The organism is Carboxylicivirga marina, from assembly GCF_016612505.1.
Classification (GTDB): Bacteria; Bacteroidota; Bacteroidia; order Bacteroidales; family Marinilabiliaceae; genus Carboxylicivirga; species Carboxylicivirga marina.
The window spans coordinates 64788-88681 of sequence record NZ_JAENRR010000004.1 but is presented as its reverse complement, the minus strand read 5'-3'; the positions used below and the strand labels follow the sequence as shown (position 1 = coordinate 88681).

Here is a 23894-nt window from a genome sequence, read left to right as displayed (position 1 = left end):
AAATATTGTTTTAGTTAGTAAATGTTCGAATGCTGATGACCGTGGAAGTGAAGCATGCACGCTCGCTCGATTATGCTTGATTAATCGATATTGGAGTGTTGTAAAATAAGTCGGTCGGTTCCGGCCTTGATATTTCATGAGTAGTGAATTTGAAGATTAACTTCGTTCATTCTTCCACACATATTATCTGTCCCCGCTTTTACAAGATAATGATTTTAAGATGTCTATTATACTAATCAGAAAAAATAATGGTGAATAGGATTACCATCCAGCGAAGATATTGATGCCAAATTCGCCTCTTTTTAAACGATTCTGATGGAATGGGAAGCCATAGTACGGTTCAAGAATCATAGCACCAAAAAGGTTGATTCGATAGGCAAGCCCTCCACTAAAAACAGGTATGCGCTGTGAATTATTATCGGTAGAAAGTCTGGCGACAGGATAGGAATGTTTGTTCCAGCTAACTCCTGCATCTATAAAAACAGCCATTTCGCTAAAGAGGAAATTTGATGGAAACCAGGCTATTTCTTTTGGACCGGTAAATGGGATGCGCCACTCTAAATTAGTAACTAATAGGCGTGTTCCTATTAATTGGTTCATGCTAATTGTATTGGCATTAACTGATTCATCACCATAAAACCCACCCATGTCGTAACCTCGCACAAACCAAGGTGAGCCAAGAAATAATTCGCTCATGCGTTCACTATCCGAATCTTTTCCGTACCGGCCGTAATGGTAAATTCGGAAAGCCAGGCTATAGGGTTTGACAAAGAAATAGCGACGAAAGTCTACCAATAATGTTTGCATTTGCATTTTATGAAGATAATGCTCCATTTGTATGCGAAGCCGTTTGCCTTCAACAGGTGATGCTAAGCCCATTTTGGCATTATCAATCACAAATGCTGCATCAATAATGCCTGTGCCAAAGCCATCAGGGGCTGGCATTTTTTCTTTCTCTGCCGAATATAATTGCGAGAAGGAGTTGATATTTTTTAGTTTCTCGATGCGATAATTGTAAAAAGCATAAGCTGCTCCAAATTCAAAACGTTTGGTTTTATTGATAGGGATGAAAGTGAATATGGATAATTTATCTTCAAAGGTTCTTCGAAAAAGGTAATTGAGAGAACGTGAGGTACTGCCATCTGGCAACGAATCGGTTTGGTATTGATAGGTGCCTGTCCGGTAGGGAATATGTGATAGCCCGACCCCTATTTTAACACGTTTGCGTTGGTTGATGTAGGCTATTTGTCCGCCAAAATCATAAATCTCACCATTAATGCTAAGGGCCGTATAAACCATGTTTTTTCCTAATATATCGCTAAACATGGCTTCAATGCTACCTGCCATTCCGGTTCCAAATCGCCCGGTCATTACGCCGGCAGATGCACCACCAATAAAGTCCAGTTTGAATTTATTCTGAATTTTATCGGTATAGAAACTATCTGTTTGCAATGCATAAGGTTGGCGCTTAAAATACAAGTTAGTTTCAACCTGCGATGGAATTGATGAATAGGGTACAATGCGCGATAAGGATAAATCAGTTTCTTTTATTTCAAGCTGAGTTCCACTCTCTTTTAGTTTATCAACCGACGTTCTGTAAATGGAATATTCGCCATCCCAAAGCATAGAATATAACAATGTATCTCCAGCGAGTGTAATAGCTGGCGAGTACTCAGTCATGCCTGTAATGCCGGTTGGGTAGTTAGATACTTGCTCTATGCTGCCATCATGTGTGTTAAGTAAATATAAGTTTCGCCGACCATCCCAATTCGATAAAAACAGTACTTCATGATTGTTTGTACTACTTTGTGGCGTAAAATTCTTGGCGCCATCAAATGTTTTGAAATAACGATGCTCTAATCCATCAGCTGAGATACGTGCAATGTTAAAACAATTCTGTGTATCGTATTGCTTTGATAAATTCTTGTCGCTTATGTAATATATGTATTTACCATCCCTGGTCCACGATGGCTGGATGCATGAATAATTATTATTGGTAATGTTATTTACAGTGTTGGAATCAATGTGGTAAGTGATAATATCTGAAACGCCTTCTTTAAGTGCTGCAAAAGCAATAATATTTTCTGTGGGGCTCCAGGCAGGCCAGCTTATTTCATCATATTCGTCAATGGTAATTTCTTTTGTAATCTGCTTTTTTTGAATGTCAAAAATCTGACAAGTGGACTTGCCCTGCTTAAAGGCGATGAATGCGAAATATCGACTGTTGGCCGACCAGGCACCTGCAGTTTCCAGGTAGCTTAAGGCATCAATTTCATCGTGACTAGTTGCTGTGTATAGTCTTGAAACAACCTTACCTGTTTTGCTATCGGCAAGGAATAAGTCGATATCGTATAAGTCACGCTCTGATAAATAAACGAGATGCTTTCCATTGGGACTAATGGATGGATTTAAATTATATCGTCCACTATTCTTTTTTGAAATTATGCGGTCGCCCACAATTGAAAAAGTAGAATCGATAGATGAGCATAACAGGTGTTGTCGTAGTGTTTCTTGCCAAAGTACAGAAAGCGAATCATCAGACATCATGAGTACATCGCCAATGGCCTGTTCGTACCCATCGTGTGCAGCGGCTTTAAATAAACGTGGAATGTATTGTTCGCCATACTGATAGGCAATAAAAGCCCAAAAAGCATGTCCATAACGATAGGGTGAGTATCGATAACTGCGTGTCATATCTTCCAATGTGGGGAAGCTGTTGTTTATTAGGGCGTCGCGCATCCACAAGGTTGTATGGCTGTTTACACTCCCTAGTGACAGGTATTCTGCCATGCCTTCAATCATCCAAAGCGGTACATTGTTAATGGCCATGAGGTTAATGTCCTCATCATGCGTAAGAATATTGTATTGAAAGGCATGCACAAGCTCATGGCCAAGCACATGGTCGGTTTGCTGCTTAGTAAATGTTACGGGCATCACCACACGACGCTTCATGCCTTCTGTTACACCTCCTGTACCTACATCTATGCGACTACTGACGGCTGTGGTCTGCTGAAAATCGGCGTGGTTGGAATAAAAGATGATTGGATTTCGTGTTTGAAACGTGTCAAGCAAAACCTGCTGATGGTAATAATACCATTTCTCGGATTGCTTGCTTAAGTTCTTTATTAGCTCTTCATTTTTGAAATAGTGATAAAGTTCGAAATTAGGTGTTTTATATAATTTAAACTCAAACTCTTCATACGATGGTTTGTTTTGTCCAAAGTATTGTGCATGAAGTGATAAAACACTCCATCCAAGCAATAACGCTATGGTGAATATGATGCGCATGAAGCAAGTGGTTGAATAGATGCATTTAAATACGTAAATCGCTAATAATAGTTATAATTTAATGCATTATTACCGTTTTGAAAAGAGGTAATTTGATTAATCGCCTTTTTTCCTTAGTAAACGTAGACCTCCAAAACCTGCAATGATAGACATGTAAAATCCAAAGTCGTACCACCATCCGGTATTAAATGATTCGTAAATACTGATGTCTTTGTTGAATAAACCAAGTATTAGTGAGATGGGAGCAATCCATCCGTGCCATATGCCGGTAAAGAATCCGGCTGGTTCAAGTGGTGAATAATTACCACCACCCGGTAAGCATGAACTTAAAATGATAGCAAATAAGATGATTGTTGTAGTGAAAAATACTTTTTGTTGAGTTTTCATAGTATAGTATTGATTGTTGTATTGTTCTAAATTACAGAAGTGTAATCAATTTTACAATTGAATTTGACTCTGGTATCATACTGCTAATGCGGAAAATATTGAATTATCTGTTTGATAATATAAAATTGTTAACTATTTTTGCATCCGCTGAAAAGGTAATACACCTTATAAAGCCGGGCCTATAGCTCAGTTGGTTAGAGCACCTGACTCATAATCAGGGGGTCCCTGGTTCAAGCCCAGGTGGGCCCACTTCATTATCAAGAGGTTACAGTCGAGAGATTGTAACCTTTTTTTGATTTGCACTTAATTTGCACTTAACACTTGTAAGTGTCAGATTTAATGAATTTTAACATGATTTGAGTGCTTTTGAATCGTGTTTTTGGCAAGTTTTCATAGATTTTACTTTTGCCAATAGTCAGAGCTCCCTCCCAAAAGAAAAAATACACGGCGCATGCCATGTTTTTCTTCATCTTTTTAATGATTTCTGCCGTATAGTGTATCGCCCCTCCGAAAGAATTGGAAATAGAACTTTCGCTCAATGCAAGGGCGACATATCTGGATGTCGTTTATACACCCTTGCAAGAGAAGAAAGGACTATTAAATTTTGAAGGAGGAGAGAGGAATGGACGGTAGAAATTTGATGTTTCTCACTTCAGTTTTTTTAGAAAATAATTTTCATTTTTCTTCGTGCGGTTTGCGAAAAATGACGTCCAAATTCGGAAAATAGTACCATTTGATTCGATTTGATGGATTTTGCTTATTGTTTAGTAATAAATGAGTTGGTAATTTAATAAGGCAGAATTATACCCAAAAAATACCAACATGAAGATCAGAGAAATTTTTAAGAGCCATGCTTTTTTATACATGCTTCAGCAAAGATGTGAACGCTCATGGTTTGATGCAAAAGTGTTCGGCATAAACGCGCCAGAATCATTCAAACACATTTTCTTTCCCAGCGCTCATGCCCAACAGCAAAAAGCTTGTTATTATTGCGTACCGCAAAATACAAGCCCTTTGCTCTGTCCGCTCAAAATATGTTTGAACTGATTCTTCTTTCCATCGCTCGGGCTTTTTATTCCGCTTCCTTTTGCCAAACCATGACCTTTAAAAATGGGTGGCTTACGCATGTAAAAAAGCCCCAATGTATGTATTGGAAAAGAGAAATAGTCAAATGATATGAGTTTCGAAATATCTAAAGAGATATTAATCTCTGTCTCTTAAGCGAAGCTATTAGCAAGTTTATGTTTTGGTGCGACCAAAACCCTGAAAAAGCATCCCGTTGGTCTAAAAAAAGCAAAGCTGAAAATGACAAATAAAGGTGGACGACCTCGATTAAGTGCTTCTCAGAAGAAGAAGTATAAAGTGGATGTGAAAATGTCTACTGAGGATTATTATACCCTTAAGTCAAAGGCCATGAAAGCCGGCATGACCAAGAGCGAATATATGCGGCGATGCATTCATGACAGTTCTGTGCGCGAACGTCTCAGTCCAGAACATCAAAAACAGATTCGCCAATTATGTGGTATGGCCAATAACCTGAATCAAATTGCAAGAAAAGCCAATGCTCAAGGTTATAGCAATGCAAGAAGTGAATACTTGCATTTGGCCAAGCAAATAGACCAACTTTTAAACCAACTCTAGTATGATAGCCAAAATTGTGAAAGGCAAATGTTTTCGAGGAGTCGTCAACTATGTTCTGGATGAAAAGAAGGGAACAGAGTTGCTAAGCTCAGATGGTTTGCGCTTGAAAGATACCGAATCCATTATTCAGAGTTTTCAAAGTCAGGTTGAACTCAATCAACGCATCACTAAGCCCGTCTATCATATTTCACTGGACTTTTCGGCCAATGATAAAGCCAAACTCACCAATGAGTTAATGGTAGAAATCGGCAAATCCTATATGGAGAAAATGAATATTGATGAAACCCAATACCTGATTGCCAGACATTACGACAAAGAGCACCCGCATATTCATCTAATAATTAACCGTGTAGATTTCAATGGCAAAACCATTTCTGATAAAAACGACCGAATAAAAAGTGAGCGTATCTGCAAGGAAATAACCCGGCAACATCAACTCTATTGGGCTAAAGGAAAAGAACAGGTTAAAACACATCGATTAAAAGGAGCTGATAAGATCAAATATGAAATCTATGAAGCGCTGAAGCAATCCATCCCAGAATGCAAGGATTGGAAGGGGCTAGAAAATCAGTTAAGTGAAAAAGGAATAACGATTATCTACAAATACAAAGGTAAAACGAATGAAATTCAAGGAGTAACTTTTCGAAAGGATGAATTAAGCTTTAATGGTTCCAAGGTTGACCGACTGTTTAGTTATTCCAAAATTAATTACCAGCTCTATTGCAATGCACATAAGGTCTCACATTCAAACATGGAGAAGCTGGATTATAGAACCTTCAATGCCTTGAAGATTGGTGCAGAATTGCTCCATCCTGATTATGTACACAGTCTACATGAACAGCAACAGAATAAATTCAAATACAAGAAACGCCGATTTGGCCCTAAATTTTAAATTGAAAAACTATGACGAAGAATAGTGAAATGACAGCCGCCATGTTTGAAGAAATCAGAGAAAAGCTGGTGAAAATGAATGAGAAGTTGGATGATGTCAATTACAATCATGAACTGACAAAAAGTGAAATTCTTTCCAATATTGAGAAACAAAATGATAGGTCAATAAATATTGACAGTGTCGTCAATTATTTGCTGAAATCAATAAGCGGAATCATTAATGCATCAGCATGTAATCTATCCAATCAAATTGACAAGATATTTCCAGTGTTAGATAACCAAACATCTGTTAGCCAAAGTTTCCATGCTGAAGTTCTGCAGGGCCTTAAGAAGCGAAAGCAATTAATGGTTAAAGTTATTGGTTTTCAGATTCTAGCTATTGTGTCAATTTTATTCAATGTTTATTTTATGAATGAGAACCAAAGATTGAAAGATATTGAACTACAATTGAACTACCTAAAAGCCACCAACAATATTAATGAAGAAGTAGCTAGTAGACTTGATACTATTTTTAATATGTATAGGGATGAGGAGGTGATAGATTTTATCAAGCAGTCTCTTAGTGGCAATTAGTTTAGGGTCACCACCGATTGTTGAGACAACATTTTCTCCTACATCATGAATAGGCTTTGAGAGTCTCATAAACTGGTTTTATAAATGTGTTTCAAGGTTTAACCTTAAAAGATACTGTTGTGTTGTTCCTATTGCCCAAATTCTATACCAATTAGATATTATTTTAGAGGCTGACATTCTAAAAAAGAGCATTTAGTGCATTTTCATGTTTGTAACTCATATTGTATAAAGGTGATATGTCATTGAAAATCTAAATAATCAAAGAAATATTATGAGATTAATAATATTAGTAATCAATGACATAGGGTAAGTGAACAACATTTAAAACTCCTTGACCAATAATAAAACCACCTCTTCTTTAATGACCGATATATTTGAATATTGAAATTGGTGTACTATCGCCAATCGATAAGAGAAAATAACAATTAAAGAAGATAAAGATGAAGCTGAAGAAATTTGAAGGAAATCCAATTTTATCACCGAATCCAGAGAATGAGTGGGAAAGCTTAGTAGCAACAAATCCTGCTGCTTGGTACGAAGACGGGACTTTTTATTTATTGTACAGAGCTGCTGGTGATGTTAAGGAACACCATATACATATTGGTTTGGCAACAAGTAAGGATGGCTTTAACTTCAAGCGGGTTCAGGATAAACCTGTTCTGACACCTGATCCGAATGGTTACGATGCCGGTTCTGTTGAGGATCCAAGAGTTGTTAAGTTTGGTGATGAGTATTATATGACCTATGCTTTTCGTCCTTATCCTCCGGGACAGTATTGGAAGAATGAGTATGACCAGATAGAAGCACCTCAATTAAGTGAATTTGCGCCAAAGTGTCTGCGCGAGAATGTTGGAAACACAGCTCTTGCCATTTCTAAAGATCTTGTGAACTTTAAAAAAGTAGGCCGATTAACAGAACCAAGTCTTGATGACCGTGATGTGATATTATTCCCTGAAAAGATTAACGGTAAATTTTACATGCTCCACCGTCCTAAGAATTATGTGGGAGAAGAATATGGAACCGATGCACCGGCTATCTGGATTAAATCATCTGACGATATGATGTCGTGGAATGTGGAAAGCAAGCTATTATTGAAAGGCGAGGAACGGTGGGAGCCAAAAGTAGGTGGCAATACGCCTCCGCTTAAAACCGATGAAGGCTGGTTGATGCTCTACCATGGTGTGGATAAGGATTTTACTTACCGCCTTGGTGCTTGCTTGTTAGATCTTGAAGACCCAACCAAGATTCTTTACCGCACTAAGGACTTTATCTTAGAACCTGAAACCGACATTGAAAAGAACGGCTTGTATAAATGGGGTGTTGTGTTTCCGACCGGTAATGTGATTGTTGACGATACTTTATATGTGTACTATGGTGCTTCAGACCAATGGTGCTGTGCGGCTACAGCTAATATTAATGAGTTGGTGCAATTTATCAAAGAGAATACCAAGTAAGCGTTTCTTCAATAACTAATTCAAAAACTGAAAAATGAATATTAGTACAATAGATATTGTTATTCTGGCTACCTTCTTGGTGGGCATCATTTGGTGGGCGCTCAAGAATGGCAAGAGTCAGGATTCGGACTCCTATTTTTTGGCAGGTCGAAGCATGACCTGGCCGGTGATAGGCCTTTCACTCTTTGCAGCCAGCGTTTCCAGCTCTACTCTTATGGGCCACTCTGGTGAGGGTTTCATTAGCGGTATAGCCGTTTTTAACTACAACTGGATTTCGGTATTGGTCATGGTGTTTTTCGCCCTGTTCTTTTTACCGTTTTATATCAAGTCAGGTATTTTTACCATGCCTGAATTTTTGGAGAGGCGATTTGATAAGAAATCCAGATATTACTTCTCATTCATCACCATTTTTGGTAATGTATTCCTCGATGCTGCTGCTACTTTGTACACAGGAGCCTTAATCATCAGGTTGATATTTCCGGAAATGGAGCTGTTTACAATCATCATCATCATGGCAGCAGTGGCTGGTAGTTACACCATTATAGGTGGTTTGTCTTCAGCAATTAATGCTGATATGATTCAAGCAGCCGTATTAATTATTGGCTCGGCCATATTATACTTTTTTGCCCTTGATGCCATTGGAGGTTGGGAAGAATTGTACACACGTTTCAATGAAGGCGTGTGGTTAAAATTAACACGTCCGATGAGTGATCCGACAGTGCCTTGGTTAGGCATGTGGATAGGTATCCCCATCTTAGGTTTTTATTTCTGGGCTAACAACCAGGTGATGGTGCAGCGTGTACTTTCGGCTAAAACCATCGACCATGGCCGTAAAGGTGTGTTATTTGTAGGTTTCCTTTACCTGTTCACTATCTTTATTTTCATCTTGCCGGGCTTGATTGCCCGCGGCATCGACCTGTTTGGTGTAGAGAATTTGCCTTATGATATGATTGATGGCAGCATACTAAAATCCAGCTTCGGCATTAATACCGATCAGGTATATCCGCGTATGATAGTGAAATTATTGCCGGTTGGTTTGATTGGTATTATACTGGCAGCAATGATTTCGGCTTTGACATCGACATTGAGTGCTACGCTCAGTTCAGTTTCAACGCTGTTCACCATGGACTTTTACAAGCGCTTTCATCCCAATGCCAATGGCAAACGCTTAGTTTGGGTGGGACGTATCACCTCATTCCTTGTATTGGTATTTGCCGTATTCTGGGCTCCAATCATTCAGCAGTTCGATTCTTTGGTGTCGTATTACCAGGAAGTGACTTCTTACCTGGCACCACCAATTGTTGGTACTTTCTTTATGGGCTTGTTTTGGAAACGATCCAATGAAAAAGGAGCCTTTGCTGGCTTGATGTCAGGCTTATTATTAGCTGCCATTATCATGATAACCAAATATGTATTGGGTATGGATATTCAGCTTCACTTTTTATTGTTAGCACCAATTATTTTAGTGTTGAGTGTATTGGTTAATGTTATTGTTAGTTTGATGAGTCACATGCCTGATGAGGATAAGGTCAAGCAAAACACCTGGACACTTGATATCTGGAAACAGGAAACAGAGGAACTCAAAAATGTAGTGTTTTACAAGAACTTTAGAGTATTGTCCTTACTACTAGTTATGGCCTGTTTCACGATGTACTTCATTTTCTTTTAAATAATGAAAAACCTAATAATTTATTTATTAATAGGTCTTTCTGCTATTGCCTGCAATAAAGAGGAGCCTTTTGTTGAAAAAGTTTATAGTGGATACATTTTTTTAGAGTCCCAACAGGAAGTTGATGCAATGGCAGACAGTAGTTATACTGAAATTTTTGAGCTAGGTATAGGTATGTGTCAGGAATCCAGTGATATCACTAATATAGATGGACTAAAAAGTCTACGTATTGTTCATCACCTTAGCATTTGTAATAATGATGGTTTAAAGTTACTTGAAGGTTTGCAGAGACTTAAAACGATTACGGGTAGTGCAGAAATTTATAAGAATAAAAATCTGAGTAGTTTAAGTGGTTTAAGAAACCTAACTTCCGTAGGTAGTGATTTTAGGATTGTTGAAAATAACGCTTTGACCAACTTGGAAGGACTCGAACGCCTTCATTCCATAGGCAAACGACTAGGGATATATAATAACAAGGCATTAGTTAGTATAGCTGGTTTAAAGGGCCTTAAATCTTTGGAACACTCTCTTAGCATTTCGCAAAATGAGATGTTGGCCAACATTAATGGGCTAAACGGGATTTCTTCTATTGATTATATAACGATTGATGATAATGGATCGCTACAGAATTTAAGTGGATTAAATAATCTTGAAGATATAAAAGCATGTTTTACGATAACTAATAATGTTGCATTAACTGATTTTTGTGCGATTAAAGAACTTACCTTCAATGGAGGTTGGCCTGTGTGTTATACAGTTTATGGAAATGCCTACAACCCGACTTATGAACAAATACAAACCAGTGGAGGTGGAGGTTGTAGTTTATGATGTCTTTGTAATGCTTAATACTAGTAAAAGTTATCAGTTGAAATAAATCAAATAGTGTAATTAATTTACATAGTTTAAAATGAAATAGAATGAAGAATCTAATAATAATATTATCTGCAGCTTTACTTCTGGGTTCTTGCACAAGCATGACGGAGAAGGAAGTTAAGCAACCCAACTTCCTGTTTATATTGGTCGATGACCAGCCATACGATGCATTGGGCGTTAACGGACGTTATCCGTTCTTACAAACACCTAATATGGATCGGTTAGCCAAAGAGGGTGCGTTGTTTGAGAACTACTTTTGTACACAATCCATCTGCTCACCTTCGCGTGCCAGTTTTTTAACAGGTACTTATGCACATATTCATGGTGTAAACCAGAATAATAAGCATGTGGATCCAGACTGGAATCAATTCAGGCCTTACACACAATTGTTGCAGGAGGCAGGTTACCAAACAGCGCATATGGGTAAAATACACATGGCACACAAAAAAGGGCCTGAGCACATTCGCCCTGGTTTTGACTATTGGTTCAGCTTTAACGGGCAAGGTGATTATTTCGATCCAAAAGTGAATGATAATGGTCGTGAATACCAGGAAAAAGGATATATGACCGATATTTTAACGGATAAGGCTATTGCCTGGTTAAAAGAGAAGCGTGATAAAGACAAGCCTTTTAGCCTTAACCTTTGGCATAAAGCAGTGCATGAGGATCATTCACCAGCACCTCGCCATGATAGTTTATACGATGGAGAGGCATTGCCAGAACCACCTCATGGCATGCTTAACGAGACTTTTGCAGGTAAGCCGGAGTGGCAGCGCATTAAGGCAGCTGATGCCAAGTGGAAGGAGTATGTACCGGTTGATTCATTACCAATTAAAGAATGGCCGGTGAAAGGCGATAAGTTTATGCGCCTGTTGAAAACCTTAAAAGCAGTTGATGAGTCATTAGGTGAAGTAATGGCTACGCTTGAGGAGTTGGGAGAGTTGGAGAATACGGTTATCATTTATAGTAGTGACAATGGTTATTTTATGGGTGAACACGGTTACTGGGATAAACGTATTGCCTACGAAGCTTCTATGCGCATACCGATGTTGATTCGTTATCCAAAGTTGATTCAGGCTGAAACACAGATTGAGGAGATATGCCTGAATGTGGATATGGCACCGACCATTCTGGAATTAGCCGGTGTTCAGCAGCCTGATTATATGCAAGGGGAATCAATGGTGAATCTGTTGAAACACCAAAAGGATGCAGAGTGGCGTAAATCTATGCTCTTCCAGTATTATGTGGATGATGAATATCCCTATGCCGGACCTGATATGCTCGCTGTTCGCACAGATAAGTACAAGCTGGTGGATTGTTTCTTAGACCATGATATTGATGAACTGTATGACTTGGAAAACGATCCGGGAGAGATGATTAACCTGATTGGCCTTAAGGAATATGCCGAAGTGGAAGCTCAGTTACGCCAGGAAATCGAGCAATTGAAAGTACATTATAACTATAACCATGACCGCGACTGGTGGTTAAGGCAAGTTAAGCCGGCTAAAAAAAGCAAGTAACATTAGTTGTAGAGGTATGAATAGGCTAAATTAAGTTGACGTTTAAAGTACTTAGATATGAATAAGGACCATATAAATAAAAATGAAATAGAGCATTTGTCAATTCATTTTAAGGACGGTGAGGCAATTAGCTGCTCAATTGACGAGTGCATCAATCTTATTAAAAAAGAGTCGCTTAAATCGCTAATCGCACTTATGGTTGTTAATCTGACATCAAAGCAAATGCCTGTTATTTTTAAACCCTTAATTAATGCTGGTTGTCTGGAAGAGTTTGTTAGTCTGAACTAGACATTTTAATAAATTAAAAGAAAGCCGTGTCAAATGATCTTGTCACGGCTTTTTCATTCGTAGCATTAAGTTGTTTCATTCTTCTTATACCTGAAAGACTAATCGTAGATATGAATATCAAAAACCAGTAGTATCCGACTAAAAATCACATTCAACTCCTCTGGCGATGTTCAATTAACTTCGGAGAAGTTTAATGTCTATAGAAGATTGAAAAGCGACCCCATAACCAACAATCCCAGAGGGATTGCATATCTATATTAAAATTCAAATATTTCTTAATAGGCATAAAAAAGCCAGACTGTTTGATGTCTGACTTTGATATTTAAGGTGTTATTAAGATTTGTACATGTACTCGACTTTCTTTCCTTTCCAGCCTGTCTCATCTAACCAATTCTGCAAGGCATTCTCCAGCTCAAGAATTTGCTCTTTATAAGCGCTGTCATTTATAATATTTTCCGTTTCATGCGGGTCATTATTCAAATCATATAAGTAGCGATCTCCATCATGGTAAATGATTAATTTGAATTGCTCATTACGAACCATAAACGACCCTTTGGCGTCTTCCAGCACCTCGCGACTACCTTGTGGATTAGGTTTTATTCGCTCACAAAATGAGTATTTAGGAGCCAATGATTTATCCTTTTCTCCAGTTAGGAAAGGAATCAGATTCACTCCAGCTACATTTTGTTCATATTTGGTTCCGGTCGCCGATAATATGGTTGGTTTCATGTCAATAAGGCTGACAGGAATGTCTGACACTGCAGCTTGTAGTAGCTTAGGGTAACGGATCATGAAAGGGATGGCCGCCTGTTCTTCGTAAAACGATTCGTTGACCTTCCATACCATGCCGTGGCCTCCCATCATATCACCATGGTCTGAAGTGAAGATGATAAGGGTTTCATCCAATACGCCTTGTTTCTCCAGTTCCGCCAATATCCTACCTACTCTGTCATCAAGGTATTTGACTGCACCATAATAAATACGAAGGAATTCTTTGAGGCCTTCATCGCCATAGCCTTTCACCATTCTTCTCGACCATGACTTTTCAAATTTCAGTTCGGGTGTTTTGCTTGAGGGGATATCCATCGAATCCGGGCTAATCTGGCTATAATAAGGATCAGGCAGAAAGTTCGGATCATGTGGCCAGATGAAAGATGTTGTAATCATAAATGGTGTGTTTTGGGTAGCCGCATCTCTTATTTGCTCAACTGTCAGGTTGGTCAATTTATCATCAATCCACTCTTCAGGCTTTAACCTCAAACGTCCCATCTTAATTGGAAAGTCCTTGTTGGTATGGTCACTCCATATTTTTTCCAGATAGCTCCTTTTTTCTTTCATGTAAGGCGTTACCTCAACTGGCCAGAACTGATTATAAAAATTCATCCAATCCTGACCATCTTCTTTTCGAAGCGTAATGCCCAGGTCTTCCATTTCTTTTCTGTATTGGTAGCCATAGTCATACTGGTCGGTATAGTAAGGCAAATAATTTAGTGAATCACTCTCCACATGCCATTTCCCATATTGATGGGTAGAATACCCTTTACTACTCAACAGTTTCCCTGTTGTCTCATCATTTATAGAGATGCCTTCTTTTTGCTTGAAACCCATATTATGAACGACGCCATGCTGATGTGGATAAAGTCCGGTTACAATAGAGGCACGTGAAGGTGAGCAAAACGGAGTAGTGCTATAAGCTCTGGTAAACCTGACTCCTTCAGCTGCAATGCGATCGATATTTGGTGTTGACACAGGGCCACCATAGCAACTTAATGCTTTATAGTTCAACTGATCGCACATAATTACCAATACATTAGCTTGCTTTTGTTGTTCCTTTGGGGAATGACAGGCAGTAATCAGAACCAATAGGATTAGTGCTATACTGGTTGTTGATTTGTTATTCATAGAATTATCATTAAGTGTTTTTATTGAAACGGTTTAAATAAATTTTATCATCCTGCTTGGGTATCGGTATCTATTTGCTCTTTTTATACCTGAACAACCAATCGTAAATGCTCATGTCAAAAGCATCAAAGTTCGGATTACCCTGTCCCATGCCGGAGCCATCGTAAGTCATTGTCCAGCAATCGTGCCCTACATTAGGATAGAGCGTTAATTTGGGCGTATAGGTGATGTCAGCTTCTAGGGCTTTTATCGCTTTTACCATATTAATACTGCCATAAACATCCACTGTTTTGTCATCCACACCATGAAAAGCCCATACGGGGATATTGGTAAACTGATGAGCTAAATCAGGGTTACCCTTACCGCAAATAGGCACGATAGCCGCTACCAAGGCGTCCTCACCATATTCCTGAATATAGCTCCAGGTGCCGAAGCCTCCCATGCTATTGCCGGTTAGGTAGATGCGTTGCTCATTTACCCTGTAGGTATCTATTAAATATTGAATGAACGTCTGTACTTTATTAGGTTCCCAGTTCGTTGATGTTATTGGTGCAATTACAATGGCTGGATAGGATGGTGACCATTCACCTTTCTTTATCAAGTTGCCCGGCCCCAGCCACAATACTTTTTTCAGGTCATCAAGATTAGTGCCATCACCTCGTTTCCCGGCTCCATGCAGGGATATTATCAATGGGTATTGCTCTGTTCCCTGATGATAGGCTGATGGTGTATAGGCATAGTAGCCATAGCTTGCTGCTGTGCTACCTTTTAGATGGGCAATTTGTTCGCCCCCGATATCCTTAGGGAGGTTTTCAATGTCTGCATAGTCAGCGATTTTATCTTTGTTTTCATTATTGGGAGGTACCACAGGTACTTCCGCTTCAGTATTTGCTTGGTCTGCATTTTTATCACAGGCATTGAGGGTGAAGATAAACGTCAGGCCAATGCACGTGAAATAAATAGGTAAATACTTCATGATAGATTGTTTTTTCCAATGTAAATTGATAGATGCAAAATATGAAGACAGTCAATGATAAAGGTTTGCATGCCTGTCAATAAGGTCGGTATTAGAGGCATTACTCGTTTATAGAGCTTGAATTGACCAGAAATTACACCTTTATGGATATCTAATAAACAAAGCTTAAAGAAGTGTGTAGTAGTTTTATTGGCAAAAAATAAATATGCAGCGAATCTATATTATCACAGTTCTTTTATGCGCATTTAGTTTAATAACCAATGCGTCGTCTAAAATCAAACCTAATGTTTTGTTCATCACTGTGGACGATATGAACTGGAACTCGATTGGAGCCTATGGCTGTGATATTCCGGATATAACACCCAATATTGACCGATTGGCAGAGAGTGGATTGCGCTTTGAACATGCTTACGTACAAGCTTCAAACTGTTCACCTTCACGTAGTGTATTCCAAACTAGTCGCTATCCGCATCAAAGTGGGATGCGTGGATTCTTTTATGTGGATGCGGGTTTTAAGACCTTACCTGAACTACTAAAAGAGAATGGCTACACCACTGGTGTTATCAATAAGGCAGCTGATAGCAGTCTGAGTCCTGATTTTGCTAAATACTGGGATGTCAATCTTAAGTTTAAGGATGCCGAAAAACGTTCGGCCGCATCCTATGGACAACAGTTAGAAGATTTTTTTATAGCTGTTAAAAATGCGAAACAACCCTTTTATTGTGTGGTAAACGTAGCTGACCCACACAAACCTTTTTTTAACGACCTCAAATCAAAAAAGCAGGGCTTCGATGCGTTTAAACCTTCCAAAATATACAAGGAAGAAGAGGTGGATGTGCCAGCTTTTTTACCAGATGCACCCATGGTTAAAAATGAAGTGCTTAATTATTTCAACTCAGTGAAGCGTGGAGATGATTGTGTTGGTGCAATTCTCAAGGTTTTGGCAAAGAGTGAATACAAAGAAAATACCATTGTGATTTTCGTATCGGACCATGGTATGCCGCTACCTTTTGCCAAGTCATCTGTTTATCCCAATGGTATTCGGACTCCATGGATTGTATCATGGCCAAATCATATAGAAGCCGGTTCTGTCAATACGGATAACCTTATTTCGGCTGTTGACTTTATGCCAACCGTATTAGATATGTCAGGGGTGAAAATGCCTTCTGGTATGGAGGGATTATCTTTTCACAAAGCTCTGCAAGGCAAGGCGGTGTCAAGCTCGGAATATGTATTCGGTCAGTTTGATGAAAACGCAGGGGGAATACCTCGACCGTCTCGTACGGTTTTGAGTAAGAAATATGGCTATGTTTTTAATGCATGGGCCACCGGTCAATATCCTTTTAAGTGTTCGGCCGATTCCTATGCAACACACAAGTACATGAAAGCTCAGTCTGCTTCTAAACCAGCTGTAAAAGAACGTCTTGAGCATTGGGTATATCGTAGTGTGGAAGAGCTGTATGATTATGAAAAAGACCCGGATGCCTTAAATAACCTGATTAACGATCCCAATTATCAGACTGTTGCAGAGCAATTGAGAAAAGAATTGATGAAGCAAATGCAGGCAACAAATGATTACGTGTTGCCGGCTTTTAGGGTCCGACATGATAAGGATGCACTGAATAAATGGATGCAAGAGGAAGAACAAAAATCAATTCATCGTTCGGAGAAGTTACAATGGAAACGCCATAAAAATCGAAGTGGAGCAACCAAAGGTCATACACAATTGTTTTTGCTGTAATCAAGCAATTAATGTTATATTTTTGTCGTTGAAATAACCAAAGAATAAAGTAATGAGAGTAGTAGTTGGGAAGTGTTTTACGATGTTATTTTTTGCATTGTTTCTCTTGGGTCAGACAGCTGATGCTTATGAAATCAAGCACCTGGGTATTGAAGATGGCTTGAGTAATGGTTATGTCAACGACTTTGAAACGGATTCATTGGGGTATATGTGGATTGCCACATCCAATGGTTTGAACAGGCATTCTGGTTATGAGATTCGTAACTATTCATTCAGTCAAACCACTAATAAGTGGGGAAACAGAGTTATTGAACTCATTAAATACCAGGGCGAATTGTTTGTTATTAACCAGGGGGGGAGTATTTATCAATATCGCTACGAATACGATGATTTTGTGATTTTAGGGGAGGCCTATGAGCATGAGTTTATGTCGGCTTGCCTGGTAGATAACTACATGATAATTGGCATGCTCAATGGCTTGCTTGTTTTTGATATGGCAACAAAGCGCTTTAGCGAAGTCCTTTATCCTGAGTTAAGCTATAATCGTCACCTGAAAGCAAAAGACGGACAAGTTTATCTGGCCACATCCAAAGGTATTCACACTTTTCGCTTCCTAAATGGAAAACTGACTGACAGAGATGTTCAATTGGAGCAAATGGATATTATTCACTTTGATGTAGATGCTGAAAAGAGGCTGTGGGTAGGTACTGAGAATAAGGGCTTAATCATTATTGATGACAAGGATAATTTATATCCGCTAGAATTATTTAAGTCATCCAGCACTTATAATACGGTAAGAAGCATTGCCTTTAATGAACAAGGAGAAGCAGTGGTCGCTGTAGACAGACTAGGTTTATTTGTTATTGATAAGTCAATGAGTGTGAAATATCAGTTTCGTCATAACCCTGATAATATCAATAGTATCAGGCAGAATAGTGTTCATGATATTTACATTGATGACGCTAATACCTACTGGCTTGCATCAGGAGAAACCGGTATTGACATACTCTACAATTCTAATAAACCATTCCGGAATATCGCACATGTGTTGAACAAGAAAAACAGTTTACACAATAACAGTGTTCGGTCTATTTTTGAAGATAAGAATGGTCATATATGGTTTGGCACCGAGGATGGTTTAAGCCGTGTCAAAAAGGATGAGCATTGGCAGGTTTTTAATCAGGCCAATGACTTGTCGGGTATTCCTGTTCTTTCACTTTCAGATTACCAGGGGCATTTGTTACTGGGCACATACGGAGAAGGAATTATTGAACTCAACCTGGCCAATGGCCTACCTGTTTCGCAGCAAATGCTTGACAAGCCACCACATAAATTGGTATTTACAACTTTTGCAAATGGTGATGAGCTGTGGATTGGTGGTACAGATGGCCCTGTTATGTGTTATGTTGCAGGCAAGCTCAATCAAACCTATCCGGTCGGAAGTGCCAAATGTTTCGTGAAAGGTGGAGACGAAATTATTTATGTTGGCGGCATGAATGGGGTATTTGAATTGAACAAGCGCAACGGAAGTCATCGAAAATTAACATACTCAACAGAAACAGCAAACAATGTGCTGACAGGTGTTAATGGACTCTACTATGATGGCCTGCATAATTTATGGATTGGTAATGACAAAGGTTTGTTTGTGTACGATTTAGATAACAACTATGTTGAACAGCATAGTTCCGTTAGTAATAAGCAACTTGGCATTGTTTATTCTTTGTTGGATGATGTTGACAATAATCTTTGGCTGGCCGCTAGTACCGGACTTTGGAAATTGGATATCGATAAGAAACACTTCAGGCATTACGATTCAAAAGACGGCGTTGATGCCAATGAATTTGGTTTCGGTGCATCCGCTAAATTGAAAAATGGAGAGTTGGCTTTTGGAGGTCCTGATGGGGCAGTTGTTTTTCATCCTGATAGTGTAAGTGAATATAATAATATGGGGCGCTTAAGAGTGTCAGAGTTTCTAATCAATGGCTTACTTCCTGACTCATCTACCATTTTGAAAGATATTAACTACATCGATGAGGTCGAATTAACTTATAACCAAAATTCTCTGGCCTTTACATTTGAGGTGGTTGAGTTGCATGGACCGCGAAAAAGTAACTTTGAATGGCAACTGGTTGGCTATGATGAGCAGGCGCTATTGTCATCCGACCAACGAAAAGTCAGATATAGTAAACTAAGTCCCGGCGATTACCAACTGCTTGTGAAAGCCATTTCGCCTGATGGGAAATATCTGAATTCCGAGTATCGATTAGATATTACCATTTTACAACCTGTTTGGCTGCGATGGTGGGCATTTGTGCTTTACGCATTCCTCGCATTTGGTCTGTTACTATTGTTGATTGTTACCACCAGGGCTAAGCAACAACAACGTTTTAGCGATGAGAAAATACGTTTCTTTGTAAACGTGGCACACGATATCCGAACGCCAATATCACTGATACAATTACTGGTTGAGCAACTGCCTAAAAACGGAAAGAGTAAAGATGCAGTAGGGCTAATTATGCGCAATGCCGGCAACCTCAATGAATATGTCTCTCAACTGTTAGAGTTTCAAAAAGCGGAACGACAAAAGCTGAAGCTGAAGGTGCAGGAGGTTGATTTGCAAAAGCTACTAAAGTCAATAAGCAATGATTTTCAGCCTTTACTTGAGAAAAAATCGATGGATTTGGAAGTGTCGTCTCATGATGTTAACCTGTGGGTGGATAAAGTGAAGATGAGTCGCGTATTCAATAATTTAATATCCAATGCCATTAAATATGGCGAAGAAGGAGGTCATGTTAAAATTGAGACAAAGCTACTGGACGGAAAGCTTAGAATAGACTTTATTGATAATGGCCTTGGGGTGCCAGAGAAGCAGCAAAAGCAAATTTTTTCAAGGTTTTCGAGAGGTGAGAATGTGCGGCTAAGTGGTATATCAGGTACGGGCATTGGTTTGATGTTAGCCAAGCGAATTGTGGAATTACACCATGGCAAAATCTATCTGGAAAGTAAAGAAAACATTGGTTCTACCTTTTCAGTGGAGTTGTTATTGGGTTCCAGTCATTACAAAGGCGATGAGATAATCATTGAAGAGAGCCACGACGACAGTACCAGTGTATCCGATATTATTGGTGAAAATAAATTAGTGTTGTTAGTAGAGGATAACGACGATTTAAGAGCGACTATTAAAGCCGAGTTAGAAAAGAGCTATCGGGTTATTGAAGCGCCCAACGGAAAAGAGGGTTTAGTGCTGGCCGTTGAGAAAAATCCTGACCTAATCATTACCGATGTTATGATGCCACAAATGAATGGTAAAGAATTGTGCCAGGTTATCAAAAGCAACTTCAAAACAAGTCACATACCGGTGGTGATGATTACCGCTTTAATAGGTGTTGACGACAAGGTTGAAGGATTGGAAGTGGGTGCTGACGCCTACGTAGAGAAGCCTTTTAGCATTGATGTATTAAAGGCGACCATCAACAATCTATTGCGCACTCGTCAGGCATTAGGACAAGTAACTAATATAGAAGAAGAAAAGAAGACGACAGCTGTTTCGCCCGATGAAGAATTCCTTTCAAATGCGGTGCAGCTCATTAAAAAAAACATGACGGACAGGGACTTTACAATCGATGTGCTTTGTGAGCGCCTAGGTTTAAGCCGTTCTAACCTGTTCAGGAAATTAAAAGGGCTGACAGGCATGACGCCGTCTGACCTGATGATTAAGATTAAACTTAACCATGCTGTTGAGTTATTTAAATCGGGTAAGAATATGCGCATTGCTGATATTGCTTACGAATCTGGATTTCACGACCCAAAGTATTTTAGTACGGTATTCAAAAAATTCCATGGCAAAACCCCAAAGGAGTTTATGGAGAGTCAAGGCTGATACCAGATCTCTGAAATTTATTATATGAATGCGGAAGGCCCATGCCTTTTCCGCATTTTTTTTAAGCTACCTCTTGATATAAAACTTGATTAAGTATTAAAACTTGAACATTAAGCTATGGTTTATTAAGTTTTTAAAATTCGCAAGTGCAAGTATATCAAGCCTATGTGGTTGTAGATTGAAGATTCAACCTATCTGCACAGTTATCAAACCCTTGTTGTGTTATTGTTTTTCATATTGCAATCGTGTTAATGCATCCAATTAGAATCAATGGATTTCAGTGAAGTGATGTATCGCCACAAATTAAGTTGTCAATAACAGTTAAGAAAAATAAAGCATATGAAGATTATCTATTTTATTATCCCTCTGGTAATGTTGCTTAGCGCATGGGCATTTGCTGGTCAGTTAAAGGATGATGTACCGCAAAAAGAGATTACGGATTACAATTATGTAATCAGCACACAAACGGTTGGATCGAAATACAAATTCACCGACGAGTCAATGTTGGTGGAAACCGCTCGTCAAATAAAAGACATGGGCTCTAATTTATTGAAGTTCTCCATGCACCCACGTTACTGTACCGAGAATTACGGTTTGCCGGAAAACAAGGAGATTACATCTTTGACTAAACTGGCGCAGCTGGAACCATCTGTGAAAGAAGTGTTGAACATGGATTTTAAATACTATCACATCTGGGTATATGGTTTTTCACAGTACTTGCCAGAACCTCCTGGAAAGAAAAATGATACGACTCAAATTAAGTTCATAGGCGGTTACGAAGAATGTTATGCCAATGCTTTGTATGATGAATTATACGAGCTCACTACTTACATGCTTAAAGAATTTAACAATTCAGGAAAGGTCTTCTACCTGGGTAACTGGGAAGGCGACTGGCATTTGCGCTGGCATTACGACCGCACCAAGCCGGCTGATGAAGCTACATTGGCAGGTATTGAGAAGTGGTTTAAAATACGTCAGAAAGCCATTGATGATGCCAAGCGCGATACAGAGTATGAGAATGTTGAAATCTATCACTACATGGAGGTTAACCTGATACAGCGCGGCATTGATTTAGGCGATAAAGTATTAACCAATACAGTGCTTAAAGAGGTGAACCCTGATTATGTATCTTATTCAACCTACGATGTGACTAATCCTCCTAAGACAGAAGAAGAGTTAAATACAAAGCTGAAAAAAGCATTGGATTACATCGAATCTTATTTACCAGAAAAAGAAGGATTGCCGGAAGGTAAGCGTGTGTGGATTGGCGAATATGGTAATCCATTTATCAGCCATGGTGAGGACAAACAGGATGAGCGTGCCAAGTGGGTGATAAAAGCCGGATTGGAATGGGAGTCGCCTTTTATTCTGTTTTGGGAAATGTATAACAACGAGATTAAAAAAGAAACAGGCGAGCAAGTTGGTTATTGGATGATTGATGATGAGAATAAGAAGCAAAAAATATGGCATACTCATAATCAATTTTATAAAGAAAGTCAGCGTTTTGTCGAGAAGTACTACAAAAAGCATAATGAGGCACCATCCTTTACAGCATTTAAGGAAGCGGCATTAAACTTTAAATCACTAAAATAAAGCGCTATGAGAATTTTAGTTGTTTTAGTCATTGCTTTTGCGTTAATAGGTCAGCTTGCCGCCCAAAAGGTGGAAGGCGAAGTGTTTGATAAAGCACCTAAATTGGAGGACTACAACTTTGTTGTGGGAACACAGATGATTGGTGCCAAATACAAGTTTACCAAAGAGTCGTATATTATTGAACAGGCCAAACATGTTCGTGGCATGGGCTCCAATATTCTGAAGATCTCAATGGGTAAAAACTATGCCAAATCTTATGGCATGAAACCGGCTCAGGGTATTCATACAACACTTGATCTCATTAAGAAGAAGAAGGATTACCAGGCGGTGATGGACATGGATTTTAAATACATCTTCGCCTGGGTGCATACCTTTACTGAGGCCAAATGGCAGGATGGCTTGACATCTGAAGAGAAGATGATGCTATACCGTGAGATGTACGATTTAACTGCCTATGTATTGAAAAAATACAGTGGTTCCGGTAAAACATTCTTATGGGGTAACTGGGAAGGCGATTGGCTATTGCATTCGGGCTACGACAGGAAAAGCATTCCTGCTGACGAGCGCATTCAGGGCATGATTGACTGGTTTAATATTCGTCAGATTGCTGTGGATGATGCTAAAAGAGATACGCCTCACGAAGATGTGGAGCTGTGGCACTATATCGAGTTAAACCTGGTGCTGAAAGGCATTCAGGATGAAAAGTGCATTGTTAATAGCGTACTGCCGCACACCAATCCGGATTTGGTGTCTTACTCCAGTTATGAAATCATCAAAAAGAAAGAAACCTACGAGGATTTGAAAAAGGCAGTTAGTGAGACGATGGATTATATTGAAAGTAAGTTGCCGGCCAAAGAAGGCATCCCATTTAAACGTCGTGTGTATATTGGCGAGTATGGTTATCAGACTAATAAAAAGCAAGATGATGATAAGCAGCACTTCCTGACTAAGCGAATGATGCGTGTCAGTCTGGATTTGGATTTACCTTTTGCCTTGCATTGGGAGATGTATAATAATGAATATACCAAAGCAGGTGTATCCAAAGGCATGTCATTGATTAGTGAAGAAGGTAAGAAAAAGCCGGTTTACTATCTGCACCAGAATTTCTATGCAGAGATGAATGAGTTCCTGAAAGTCTATAAAAAGGAACACAAAGTATATCCAGAATATGAGGTTTTCAAAAAGAAAGGGATTGAAGTGCTGGGTAAGCTTTAAACA

General features: G+C 39.1%; 16 protein-coding genes and 1 tRNA gene. 13 read left to right on the top strand and 4 right to left on the bottom strand.

The genetic code is table 11. The annotated features are described in order from the left end of the window. Window positions 1-261: 261 nt before the first annotated feature. Window positions 262-3288, bottom strand: a complete 3027-nt coding sequence (locus tag JIV24_RS02660) for a basic secretory protein-like protein (RefSeq protein ID WP_200463458.1) — start codon at window positions 3286-3288, stop codon at window positions 262-264. A 96-nt stretch (window positions 3289-3384) separates the two neighbouring features. Next, a complete protein-coding gene (locus JIV24_RS02655) occupies window positions 3385-3675 on the bottom strand; it encodes a hypothetical protein (RefSeq protein ID WP_200463457.1) in 291 nt (96 codons plus the stop codon). A gap of 175 nt (window positions 3676-3850) precedes the next feature. Here JIV24_RS02655 and JIV24_RS02650 point away from each other — a divergent pair. From JIV24_RS02650 to JIV24_RS02610, 9 genes are all read left to right on the top strand, one after another. Further along, a tRNA-Ile gene (locus tag JIV24_RS02650) sits at window positions 3851-3924 on the top strand. Between the two features lie 1056 nt (window positions 3925-4980). Next, on the top strand, window positions 4981-5316 hold the full coding sequence (locus JIV24_RS02645) for a MobC family plasmid mobilization relaxosome protein (protein WP_200463456.1): 336 nt from the start codon (window positions 4981-4983) through the stop codon (window positions 5314-5316). A 1-nt stretch (window position 5317) separates the two neighbouring features. Further along, entirely contained in the window at window positions 5318-6208 is an 891-nt protein-coding gene (locus JIV24_RS02640; protein ID WP_200463455.1) for a relaxase/mobilization nuclease domain-containing protein, read from the top strand. Between the two features lie 11 nt (window positions 6209-6219). After that, window positions 6220-6780, top strand: a complete 561-nt coding sequence (locus JIV24_RS02635) for a hypothetical protein (RefSeq protein ID WP_200463454.1) — start codon at window positions 6220-6222, stop codon at window positions 6778-6780. A gap of 440 nt (window positions 6781-7220) precedes the next feature. Continuing rightward, on the top strand, window positions 7221-8234 hold the full coding sequence (locus JIV24_RS02630; RefSeq protein ID WP_200463453.1) for a glycoside hydrolase family 130 protein: 1014 nt from the start codon (window positions 7221-7223) through the stop codon (window positions 8232-8234). 34 nt (window positions 8235-8268) lie between these two features. Next, a complete protein-coding gene (locus JIV24_RS02625; protein ID WP_200463452.1) occupies window positions 8269-9903 on the top strand; it encodes a sodium:solute symporter in 1635 nt (544 codons plus the stop codon). Window positions 9904-9906: 3 nt separating this feature from the next. Next, window positions 9907-10731 carry a hypothetical protein gene (locus JIV24_RS02620; RefSeq protein WP_200463451.1) on the top strand — a complete coding sequence of 275 codons (825 nt, stop codon included), beginning with the start codon at window positions 9907-9909 and terminating at the stop codon, window positions 10729-10731. 89 nt (window positions 10732-10820) lie between these two features. Continuing rightward, the gene (locus JIV24_RS02615) at window positions 10821-12296 is read left to right on the top strand and encodes a sulfatase family protein (RefSeq protein ID WP_200463450.1); all 1476 of its coding nucleotides are present in this window, start codon (window positions 10821-10823) and stop codon (window positions 12294-12296) included. A 57-nt stretch (window positions 12297-12353) separates the two neighbouring features. Further along, complete coding sequence (locus JIV24_RS02610; protein ID WP_200463449.1) at window positions 12354-12584, top strand: hypothetical protein; 231 nt, start codon at window positions 12354-12356, stop codon at window positions 12582-12584. Between the two features lie 333 nt (window positions 12585-12917). Here JIV24_RS02610 and JIV24_RS02605 read toward each other — a convergent pair whose 3' ends face one another. Together JIV24_RS02605 and JIV24_RS02600 are read right to left on the bottom strand one after the other, a co-directional pair. Beyond that, on the bottom strand, window positions 12918-14486 hold the full coding sequence (locus JIV24_RS02605) for a sulfatase family protein (RefSeq protein WP_200463448.1): 1569 nt from the start codon (window positions 14484-14486) through the stop codon (window positions 12918-12920). A 70-nt stretch (window positions 14487-14556) separates the two neighbouring features. After that, window positions 14557-15462, bottom strand: a complete 906-nt coding sequence (locus tag JIV24_RS02600) for a carboxylesterase family protein (protein WP_200463447.1) — start codon at window positions 15460-15462, stop codon at window positions 14557-14559. A gap of 205 nt (window positions 15463-15667) precedes the next feature. Between JIV24_RS02600 and JIV24_RS02595 the strand changes: the two genes are divergently transcribed. From JIV24_RS02595 to JIV24_RS02580, 4 genes are all read left to right on the top strand, one after another. Then, window positions 15668-17203 (top strand): sulfatase family protein, encoded by a 1536-nt coding sequence (locus JIV24_RS02595; protein ID WP_200463446.1) that lies wholly within the window; start codon window positions 15668-15670, stop codon window positions 17201-17203. A 52-nt stretch (window positions 17204-17255) separates the two neighbouring features. After that, window positions 17256-21083 carry a hybrid sensor histidine kinase/response regulator transcription factor gene (locus JIV24_RS02590; RefSeq protein WP_200463445.1) on the top strand — a complete coding sequence of 1276 codons (3828 nt, stop codon included), beginning with the start codon at window positions 17256-17258 and terminating at the stop codon, window positions 21081-21083. A 339-nt stretch (window positions 21084-21422) separates the two neighbouring features. Beyond that, window positions 21423-22676: a hypothetical protein gene (locus tag JIV24_RS02585; protein ID WP_200463444.1), complete on the top strand. Its 1254-nt coding sequence runs from the start codon at window positions 21423-21425 to the stop codon at window positions 22674-22676. Window positions 22677-22682: 6 nt separating this feature from the next. Further along, complete coding sequence (locus JIV24_RS02580) at window positions 22683-23891, top strand: hypothetical protein (protein ID WP_200463443.1); 1209 nt, start codon at window positions 22683-22685, stop codon at window positions 23889-23891. The last annotated feature ends 3 nt before the right edge of the window (window positions 23892-23894 follow it).

Coding starts and splice junctions, on each gene's coding strand:
- JIV24_RS02660 (WP_200463458.1), bottom strand. CDS start 3,288: ATGCGCATCATATTCACCATAGCGTTATTGCTTGGATGGAGTGTTTTA.
- JIV24_RS02655 (WP_200463457.1), bottom strand. CDS start 3,675: ATGAAAACTCAACAAAAAGTATTTTTCACTACAACAATCATCTTATTT.
- JIV24_RS02645 (WP_200463456.1), top strand. CDS start 4,981: ATGACAAATAAAGGTGGACGACCTCGATTAAGTGCTTCTCAGAAGAAG.
- JIV24_RS02640 (WP_200463455.1), top strand. CDS start 5,318: ATGATAGCCAAAATTGTGAAAGGCAAATGTTTTCGAGGAGTCGTCAAC.
- JIV24_RS02635 (WP_200463454.1), top strand. CDS start 6,220: ATGACGAAGAATAGTGAAATGACAGCCGCCATGTTTGAAGAAATCAGA.
- JIV24_RS02630 (WP_200463453.1), top strand. CDS start 7,221: ATGAAGCTGAAGAAATTTGAAGGAAATCCAATTTTATCACCGAATCCA.
- JIV24_RS02625 (WP_200463452.1), top strand. CDS start 8,269: ATGAATATTAGTACAATAGATATTGTTATTCTGGCTACCTTCTTGGTG.
- JIV24_RS02620 (WP_200463451.1), top strand. CDS start 9,907: ATGAAAAACCTAATAATTTATTTATTAATAGGTCTTTCTGCTATTGCC.
- JIV24_RS02615 (WP_200463450.1), top strand. CDS start 10,821: ATGAAGAATCTAATAATAATATTATCTGCAGCTTTACTTCTGGGTTCT.
- JIV24_RS02610 (WP_200463449.1), top strand. CDS start 12,354: ATGAATAAGGACCATATAAATAAAAATGAAATAGAGCATTTGTCAATT.
- JIV24_RS02605 (WP_200463448.1), bottom strand. CDS start 14,486: ATGAATAACAAATCAACAACCAGTATAGCACTAATCCTATTGGTTCTG.
- JIV24_RS02600 (WP_200463447.1), bottom strand. CDS start 15,462: ATGAAGTATTTACCTATTTATTTCACGTGCATTGGCCTGACGTTTATC.
- JIV24_RS02595 (WP_200463446.1), top strand. CDS start 15,668: ATGCAGCGAATCTATATTATCACAGTTCTTTTATGCGCATTTAGTTTA.
- JIV24_RS02590 (WP_200463445.1), top strand. CDS start 17,256: ATGAGAGTAGTAGTTGGGAAGTGTTTTACGATGTTATTTTTTGCATTG.
- JIV24_RS02585 (WP_200463444.1), top strand. CDS start 21,423: ATGAAGATTATCTATTTTATTATCCCTCTGGTAATGTTGCTTAGCGCA.
- JIV24_RS02580 (WP_200463443.1), top strand. CDS start 22,683: ATGAGAATTTTAGTTGTTTTAGTCATTGCTTTTGCGTTAATAGGTCAG.